This is a genomic window from Streptomyces purpurogeneiscleroticus, from assembly GCF_020024005.1.
Lineage (GTDB): Bacteria > Actinomycetota > Actinomycetes > Streptomycetales > Streptomycetaceae > Streptomyces > Streptomyces purpurogeneiscleroticus.
On sequence record NZ_NHSG01000077.1, the window covers coordinates 1 to 7861 of the forward strand.

The window sequence follows — 7861 nt, forward strand, 5'->3', positions numbered from 1 at the left end:
GGGCTCTGCAGGTACTCCTCCACCGCCCACCGGCTCGCAGCCACCTTGACCAGGTCCCTCAGCCGTGCGGCCGAGGGCCCGCAGCAGACGTAGTACGCCGTCCCGTGCGGGTCGCTGCCGGTCCGGCGGGCCAGCACCCAGCGCCCGAACCCGTCCTGCCGGGGCGGGCGGAGCGTGACGCGCGCCCAGGCGCAGTCCCGGTCGCGGTCCTTGTCGGCCCCGTCCGGCACGCTCTTCCACGCCTGCACGGGCAGGGTGGTGACGAGCGCGTCCACGCGCGCGTCGGCCCCGTCGGCGGTGTGCACCGTGTCGTGGGCGCGGACGGGCAGCACGTACGGGATGCGGGACTCCTCCATCCAGTCACGGAGCGGCCGGTCCCGCCCGTACCCGGCGTCGGCGGTCACCCAGGAGAACGGGGCCTTTGTGTCGAGGGCGTGCTGCAGCAGCTGCCGGAAGTCCTCGGAGGAGGGCGCCGTGGGGTCGGTGGGCTGCTCCGGCACCTCCGCCTGCTCCCGCTGCGCCGGCTGTTCCCGCTCCGCCGTCTGCTCCTGCCGCGCGCCCGGCTGCACCCGCTGTGCCGGGCATTTCGCGCGGCGTCGTTCGTGGGCCGCCGACCAGCGCCAGACGACCAGCGGGGCGAGGGAGACGACCAGCGCGATCGAGGCCCAGGTCCGCATGGCCGCGTGGGTGTTGTTCAGGAACACCGAGGCGATCAGCGTCACGGCGAACACCCCGGCCCACAGCAGATGGGTGGTGAAGGTGCGCAGGCGGTCCGGGTCGGCCGCGTCGCCCTTCGACGTGACGATGAAGCCGGCCTTCCGGCGCAGGACCGCGCCCGTCAGGGAGCGGGCGTACAGCGGCGCGGACATCGCGGACATCGCCATCCCGGCGACGCCCGAGGAGCCCTCCGGTTCGTGCGGGCTGACGTTGTGCCGCCGGTTCCACATGTACAGCCCGATCTGCAGGGCCGCGGCGTCGCTGTACAGCATCATCCACATCTGCGACTCGACCTGGACGCCGGAGGAGCCGAGACAGAGGAACAGCGCGCAGGAGAGGGCGCCGATCATCCAGTTGACCGCGGAGATCGGGTAGTAGGTCACCATCAGCGCGTAATTGAGCGCCTTGCCGGGGGAGAGGCGGAAGGCAGCCCGCCCGAACTGGCGGAAGAGCGTTTCGTAGGTGCCCCGGCTCCAGCGCAGCTGCTGGTTGAAGAAGTCGCTCCAGGTGGCCGGCCCCTCGCCCACGGCCAGGACGTCCGGGGTGTAGACCGAACGCCAGGGCCGGCCGGTGTCGGGATTGCGCCGGCGGTGGATCTCCAGCCCGGTGGCCATGTCCTCGGTGATGGAGTCGTAGAAACCGCCGGCCTGCCGCAGGGCGCTGATCCGGACGCAGTTGTTGGTGCCGACGAACATCGGCGAGCCATAGGCGTTCCCCGCGCGCTGGATCAGCGCGTGGAAGAGGAATTGCTGGCTCTCCGACGCCCTGGCGACCGCGCTGTCGTCATTCCCGTAGACCTGGGGCCCGACGACGAAGGCCACATCGGGGTCCTGGAAGAAGCCCATCATGCGTTCGAGGTACGCGGGCAGCGGCACATGGTCGGTGTCGACGCCCGCCATGAATTCATACGCGTCGCCGTGCGCGTCCAGCCAGGAGTTGTAGTTGCCGTGCTTGGTCCTGGCGCGGAACGGCCCGGACGGCTGGTTCCATTTCTCCTCGCCTTTGCGGGAGAAGTGCCGCACGCCCAGTTCCTCGCACAGCCGCCGCATCTCGGGGGTGTTTCCCTCGTCCAGCAGCCACACGTCCAGCGGACCGTCGTGCCGGAGCGCGATGGCGCCCTCCAGCGTGGCCCGGACCATCTCCTCGGGCTCCTTGCCGGGGACGAAAGTGGTCAGGAAAGCCACCCGGGTGCCGGGCGCGGGAGTGACCGGCACGGGGTCCCGGGCGACGAGCGTGGCGTGCGCGATGGAGACGACGTTGAGGACGCGGAAGGTCTCCAGCAGGCCGATCGAGACGAGCATGACCAGGTCGGCGGCCGTCTCCCAGCCCGCCGCGTCCTCGCGGTGCACCCAGTGCGGGGGCTGCAGGAGCCAGATGAGCAGCGCCAGTGAGGCGAGCGGTGCCCCGATCAGCAGCAGGGCCGTCCACACACGGTGCGAGCCGCCGCTCAGCAGGCTCCGGTACTGCACCCGGTAATCCGCGGGACCGGGGTGCGGCGGAGTGAGCGGACCGGCCAGCCGGCTGAATTTCTCATAGTCATAACGGGGGACGGACGGTGTGCCGTCAACGGGAGAGGAAAGCTCGGTTTCGGCATCCTCCTCTTCCGCTGAGCGACTGGTGACCGCTACCGACGGGTGGCCACCGTGCTGATCCATGGCAGTTTTCCGCGAGAACGCCACGCTACCCCTCGTTACATATGTAGCTAATAGGTCGAACGGGCCACTAAAACGCTAAGCTAACAAACCTTCTGTATGCCGGAGAGTTGGGCGTTCCCGCAGGGCGCCCGAATGGCGGCAGGGCGGTCGGCCGCGCGGGCGCGAGGTTCTGAATTTCTGTGCGCCCGAACAGGTGAAAAACTTCGATTCCCGCAACTTCGAGCCCGTTCGGCCCGATTCAAGAGGGGAAGGGAGACGGCAGTACGGCCGCCTCTCACGCGCTTTACGAAAGGCCAGTTGTCATGTCACGAATGGCGAAGCTCACCGCTCTCACGGCGCTCGCGGCCACTGCCGTCCTCGGTGGGGCGACGACCGCTTCCGCCCACAACGGCGGGAACGGCGGCGGCGCCGGCGCCGCCGCCGCGGCGTCGAATTCCCCCGGCGTGGTGTCAGGCAATGCGATCCAGGTGCCGATCAGCATCCCGATCAACGCCTGCGGCAACACTGTCGACATCATTGGCCTGCTGAACCCGGCCTTCGGCAACACCTGCGTCAACGACAGCTCGGGCCACAACAACCACCACAACAACAACCACCACAACAACGGGCGCTGAGACCGGCCCGCCCGCGCCCGCTCCCGTCCGGTGTTCCCAGCCCGGCACCGGACGGGACGGGCCGGCTGCACACAGCAGCCGGCCCGGGTACCGCGGAAGGTGTTCTCAGCGCTGTCGCAGGACCTCCGGGTTGGCGCAGTGGGCCAGTGGCTCGCCGCGCAGGAAGCGGCCCACCTCGCCCGCCACGATCCGGGCCGCCTTGTGGGCGACGCCCTGGCTGCCGCCCGCGATGTGCGGGGTGAGGACGACGCCGGGGGCCGTCAGCAGGGGCGAGTCGGCGGGGACCGGCTCCTCGGGGAAGACGTCGAAGCCGGCGGCGGAGAGCCTGCCGGTGGCGAGCGCGTCGCACGCGGCGTCGTAGTCGAGCAGCGCGCCGCGGGCGCAGTTGACCAGTACGGCCCCCTCGGGCAGCAGGTCGAGCTGCTTCCGGCCGATCATGCCGGTGGTCTCCTCGGTGACCCGCGCGTGCAGCGAGACGATACGGGAGCGGGTGAGCAGCTCCTCCAGGGACACCTGCTCGGCGATCCCCGCGAGACGCCCGGGATCGGCGTACGGGTCGTGGACCAGCACCGTCGCGCCCAGCGCGAGCAGTACCTTGGCGACCCGGCTGCCGACGGCGCCGAAGCCGACCAGGCCGACGGTGGCGCCGTCGATCTCGATGCCGCAGTTGTCGTAGTCGAAGTAGTCCCCGCGCCAGACGCCGCGCCGCAGGTCGGTGTGGACATCGCCGAGGCCGCGCGCCGCGGCGAGGATCAGCGCCAGGGTGTGCTCGGCGGTGGCGACGGCGTTGCGGCCGGGCGCGTAGCAGACGGCGACGCCGTGCCGGGTGGCCGCTTCGAGGTTGGCGTTGACCGGACCGCCGCGGCTGGCGCAGAAGAGCTCCAGGTCCGGGCAGTGCGCGAGGATGCGCTCGGTGAGCGGGGCCAGTTGGGTGACGCAGACGCGGGCGCCCTGCAGCGCCTCGATCATCTGGTCCTCGGTGCCGGACGCCTCCCGCACCTCGGCGACCGGGCCGAACGGGGTGTGCGGCCAGGGCAGCAGCAGTTCGCGGACCTCGGCGGCGCCGCCGGTCGCGGCGTCGACCTGTTCGGTGAGCAGGCGGGGCAGGACGAAGTGGTCGCCTGCGGCCAGAACGGTGGTGGGCATGTCGTTCGTATCTCCGTGTATGCGGGTCAGTGGGTGCCGGAAGGGGACAGGGCACAGGGCGCGTTCAGCCGGAGCAGGGACGCCCGGCCGTCCTTGAGGCGCAGCTCGGTGAGGGCGCCGTTGTCCAGCACCGGGAAGACCGTGCGGTACGTACCGAGCGGGATGCCGAGCACGCGGCACAGCAGCAGCCGGACGAGGGTGGAGTGGGCGACGACCAGGACGCGGCCGTCGGGCAGCTCCCGGGCCAGGTCGGCGAGGCAGTCCGCGGCTCGCGCCGCGGCCTCCTCGGGGTCCTCGCCGCCGGGCAGGTGATGGACGACGGGGTCGCGGAGGAACGCGTCGAGCCGTTCGGGGAACACCTCGCGCATCTCGGTGCGGGTGAGCCCGTCACCGCGGCCGAAGTCGACCTCCAGGAGACGTGCGTCGACGCGCGGTGCGAGCCCGAGGGCGCGCGCGGCCGGCTCGGCGGTGAGCCGGGCCCGGGAGAGCGGTGAGCAGACCACCGCGTCGATGCCGGCCCCGGCGGCCCACGCCGCGAGCTCCGCGGCCTGCGCGTGGCCCCGTTCGGTGAGGGCGACATCGGTGCGTCCGGCGTAGCGGTTCTCCGCGTGCCAGACGGTCTCGCCGTGGCGTACCAGAAGGAAGTCGGTCACTGCTGGGCCTTTCTGATGGCGTGCCCGGCCACTTCGGGGGCCGGCCAGCCGCGGTCGTTCAGCGCGCCCACGAATGCCGCGTAGGCGGGGAGGAAGCGGGCGGTGCGCTCGGGGTCGGGGTGGTATGCGGTACGGAAGCGGACCATCGCGGCGGCGGCCTCGGTGAGCGGGGTGCCGTCGGCGGTGGCCGCGAGCACGGCCATGCCGAGGGCGCCCTCGGCCTGTTCGGGCAGCGTGACGGTCCGGCCGAGGACGTCGGCGCGCAGCTGGTTCCAGTACGCGTTGCGGGTGCCGCCGCCGGTGAGGGTGAGCGGGCCGTCGACGGGGGCGCCCAGGTGGCCGAGGTAGTCGAAGCAGAGCCGTTCGAGGCAGGCGACGCCGAGCAGGTACGCGTGGAAGCGCTCCGCCTCGTCCGCCGGCTCGCCCAGCACGAACGGGCGGGCGTCCGGCGCGCGGAAGGGGAAGCGCTCGCCGCCGGAGCCGGCGAGGGGGTACGCGACGGGGTCGTGCCCCCGGCCCGCCGCGTATCGTCCGGCGCGGGCGGCCCGCTCGGTGAGGTCCGCCAGGTCGGCGCCGGGGAACTCGCGGGTCAGGACGCCACCGCCGCTGCTGGACGCGGCGCCGGGCAGCCAGGTGTCGCCGGGGCCGCGGTGGCAGTAGACGAGGCCGCCGGGGTCGCGGACCAGGCGCGTGCTGACGCCCTTGAGGACGAGGGTCGTGCCGAGTACGGAATTCCACGCACCGGGGGCGAGCGCTCCGGCCCCGATCTGCGCGGCGCAGCCGTCCGTCATGCCCGCGACGATCTCCACGCCCTCGGGGATGCCGGTGGCGCGCGCCGCATCGGCGCACACCGTACCGAGCACCGTGCCGGGGCGTACCACCTCCGGCAGCAGCGCGCCGGGCACGCCGAGCGCGGCGAGCTCCTTCTCCGGCCAGCGCTCCGCCAGGAGGTGGTAGCCCGTCTTGAGGGCGTGGCTGGCGTCGCTCGCGACCTGATGGCCGGCCAGCCGCCAGGTGACCAGGTCGACCTGGTGCAGCAGCCGGGTGCCGGGCGCCGTGGCGGCCGCCGAGTGCTCCAGCAGCCACACCAGCTTCGGCAGCGCCCACGAGGGCTGCATGGTGCGGTACCCCAGCTCCTCCCAGACCGTGGCGCCGGCCTCGTTGACCCGTACGGCCTGCGCGGCGGCCCGCCCGTCGTCGTACATCAGCCCGGGAGTGAGCGGGGTGCCGTCCGCGCCGGCGAGCAGGATCGTGCCGGACGTGCCGTCCAGGGCGAGGGCGGTCACCCGTTGCGGATCGATGTCCGCGAGGGCTTCGCGGCAGGCAGCGGCCAGCGTGCCCCACCACTCCTCGGGGTCCTGCTCGTGCCGCTCGCCGGCCCGGCTGCTGTGCAGCGGCCGGGAGGCGGCGGCGAGCACCCGGCCGCCGGCGTCCACGGCGACGGCGCGGGCGCTCTGGGTGCCCAGGTCGAGGCCGAGCCGTACGGGGTCGGGGTGGCGGGCCATCTCAGCGGCGTGGCGGGCCATCTCAGATCTCCTCCTTCGGGGTGCCCGGCTGCCAGCCGGCCTCGCGGGCCAGGTCGCGCCAGGAGAGGAAGGCGGCGTACCGGTCGGTGTAGAGCGCGGCGCGTTCCAGGTCGGGCTCCCAGGCGGGGCCCATGTGGACGTACTTGTCGGCGGCCCGGTGCATGCTCGACTCGGCGCCGGTGAGGACGAGGCCGGTGAGGAAGGCGCCCTTCGCGCCCAGTTCGGTGTCGGTGGAGCGGGTGGTGGGCACGCCCGTGACGTCCGCGATCAGCCCGCACCACGCGTCGCTCCGCGCGCCGCCACCGCACAGCCGCAGCTCGCTGACCTCCGTACGGGAGGCGGTGAGCGCGTCGCGCAGGGTGAGCGAGAGCCCTTCCAGCACGCCGCGGGCGATGTCCGCCCGGGTGTGCTCCAGGCTCAGGCCCCAGAAGGTGCCGCGGGCGCGCGGGTCGAGGAAAGGGGCGCGTTCACCGGCGGGGGAGAGGTACGGGAGGAAGGCGAGGCCGTGCGCGCCGGGCACGGAACGGAACGCCTCGGCGCACAGCTCCTCGGCTCCGGACAGCCCCAGCACCCCGGCGGTCCAGTTCAGTACCTCGGTACCGGAGAGCGTGGGGAAGGCGCGCAGCACGCGCTCGCGGCCGCGGTAGGCGATGTGGATGCCGCTCGGCTCGCCGGTGGTGTCGACGGCGGTGCGGACGACCTCCGCGCACAGCGTGGTACCGAGGATCGCGCACGCCTGGCCGGGGTTGACCACGCCGATGCCGCGCGCGGTGGCGGCGATGTCGTAGGGGGCCATGACGACGGGCAGTCCGGCGGGGACGCCGAGCTCGGCGGCGGCCGTGCCGGTGATCTCCGCGATGCGCCGGTCGTCGCCGACGACACCGGGCAGCAGCCGCTCGGCCCCGCGCAGCCCGAAGAGGTCGATGACCTGCTGGTCGTACGCGCCGGTGGCGTGGTCGAGGAAGGGCGCCGAGGCGTCCGACTCGTCGATCGCCCGCTCGCCCGTGAGCCGGAGGAAGAGCCAGCCGGCGGCGGTGAGGGCGGCGTCGGAGCGGGCGAGGCGCTGCGGGTCGTGGCGCGCGAACCAGGTGAGGATCGCGTTCGGCAGGCCCGCGAAGGTCAGCGAGCCATTGCGCCGGAAAGCCTCCGCCAGGACGCCGGAGCGGCCCCACTCGGTGACCGTGTCGGCGGCCCGCCCGTCCGACCACAGCACAGCCGGGCCGGTCGGCCGGCCGCGCTCGTCGACCAGCCAGCAGCCGTCGCCCTGCGCGGTGAAGGTGACCAGCCACACCGGCTCCGCACCCCGGTCCTGTACCGCGGCCAGCGCCTCCCGCACGGTGTGCACGACCGCGTCCCACACGGCGTCCATGTCCTGCTCGGCCCAGCCCGGGTGAGGACGGTCGACGACGGTGGCGCGCCGGGCGACGGCCACCTCGTGGCCCCGGTCGTCGTAGACCACGGACTTGATCAGCGAGGTGCCGACGTCGATGGAGAGTACGGACATGCTCAGGCTCCTTCGGAGGCGCCGACGGTGGCCGGGGCGGGCGGGG

General features: G+C 73.1%; 6 protein-coding genes. 1 reads left to right on the forward strand and 5 read right to left on the reverse strand.

Annotation, left to right across the window (positions count from 1 at the left end):
• A partial coding sequence (locus CCS38_RS02365) for a glycosyltransferase family 2 protein (protein WP_372456969.1) occupies positions 1-2372 on the reverse strand: 2372 nt, incomplete at its 3' end.
• Between the two features lie 302 nt (positions 2373-2674).
• On the opposite strand from CCS38_RS02365, the gene CCS38_RS02370 reads away from it, so the two are divergent.
• Entirely contained in the window at positions 2675-2986 is a 312-nt protein-coding gene (locus tag CCS38_RS02370; protein ID WP_223731504.1) for a chaplin, read from the forward strand.
• A 105-nt stretch (positions 2987-3091) separates the two neighbouring features.
• Here CCS38_RS02370 and CCS38_RS02375 read toward each other — a convergent pair whose 3' ends face one another.
• Genes CCS38_RS02375 through CCS38_RS02390 form a run of 4 tightly spaced genes read right to left on the reverse strand, consistent with a single transcriptional unit; the run spans position 3092 to position 7815 of the window.
• Positions 3092-4132 carry a 2-hydroxyacid dehydrogenase gene (locus CCS38_RS02375; protein WP_223731505.1) on the reverse strand — a complete coding sequence of 347 codons (1041 nt, stop codon included), beginning with the start codon at positions 4130-4132 and terminating at the stop codon, positions 3092-3094.
• A 26-nt stretch (positions 4133-4158) separates the two neighbouring features.
• Complete coding sequence (locus tag CCS38_RS02380; RefSeq protein WP_223731506.1) at positions 4159-4785, reverse strand: histidine phosphatase family protein; 627 nt, start codon at positions 4783-4785, stop codon at positions 4159-4161.
• The gene (locus tag CCS38_RS02385) at positions 4782-6311 is read right to left on the reverse strand and encodes an FGGY-family carbohydrate kinase (RefSeq protein WP_223731507.1); all 1530 of its coding nucleotides are present in this window, start codon (positions 6309-6311) and stop codon (positions 4782-4784) included. The genes CCS38_RS02380 and CCS38_RS02385 overlap by 4 nt, the downstream gene beginning before the upstream one ends.
• A gap of 1 nt (position 6312) precedes the next feature.
• Positions 6313-7815, reverse strand: coding sequence for an FGGY-family carbohydrate kinase (locus tag CCS38_RS02390; RefSeq protein ID WP_223731508.1), 1503 nt, complete (start codon positions 7813-7815; stop codon positions 6313-6315).
• Positions 7816-7861: the final 46 nt, after the last annotated feature.

Coding starts and splice junctions, on each gene's coding strand:
- CCS38_RS02370 (WP_223731504.1), top strand. CDS start 2,675: ATGTCACGAATGGCGAAGCTCACCGCTCTCACGGCGCTCGCGGCCACT.
- CCS38_RS02385 (WP_223731507.1), bottom strand. CDS start 6,311: ATGGCCCGCCACGCCGCTGAGATGGCCCGCCACCCCGACCCCGTACGG.
- CCS38_RS02375 (WP_223731505.1), bottom strand. CDS start 4,132: ATGCCCACCACCGTTCTGGCCGCAGGCGACCACTTCGTCCTGCCCCGC.
- CCS38_RS02390 (WP_223731508.1), bottom strand. CDS start 7,815: ATGTCCGTACTCTCCATCGACGTCGGCACCTCGCTGATCAAGTCCGTG.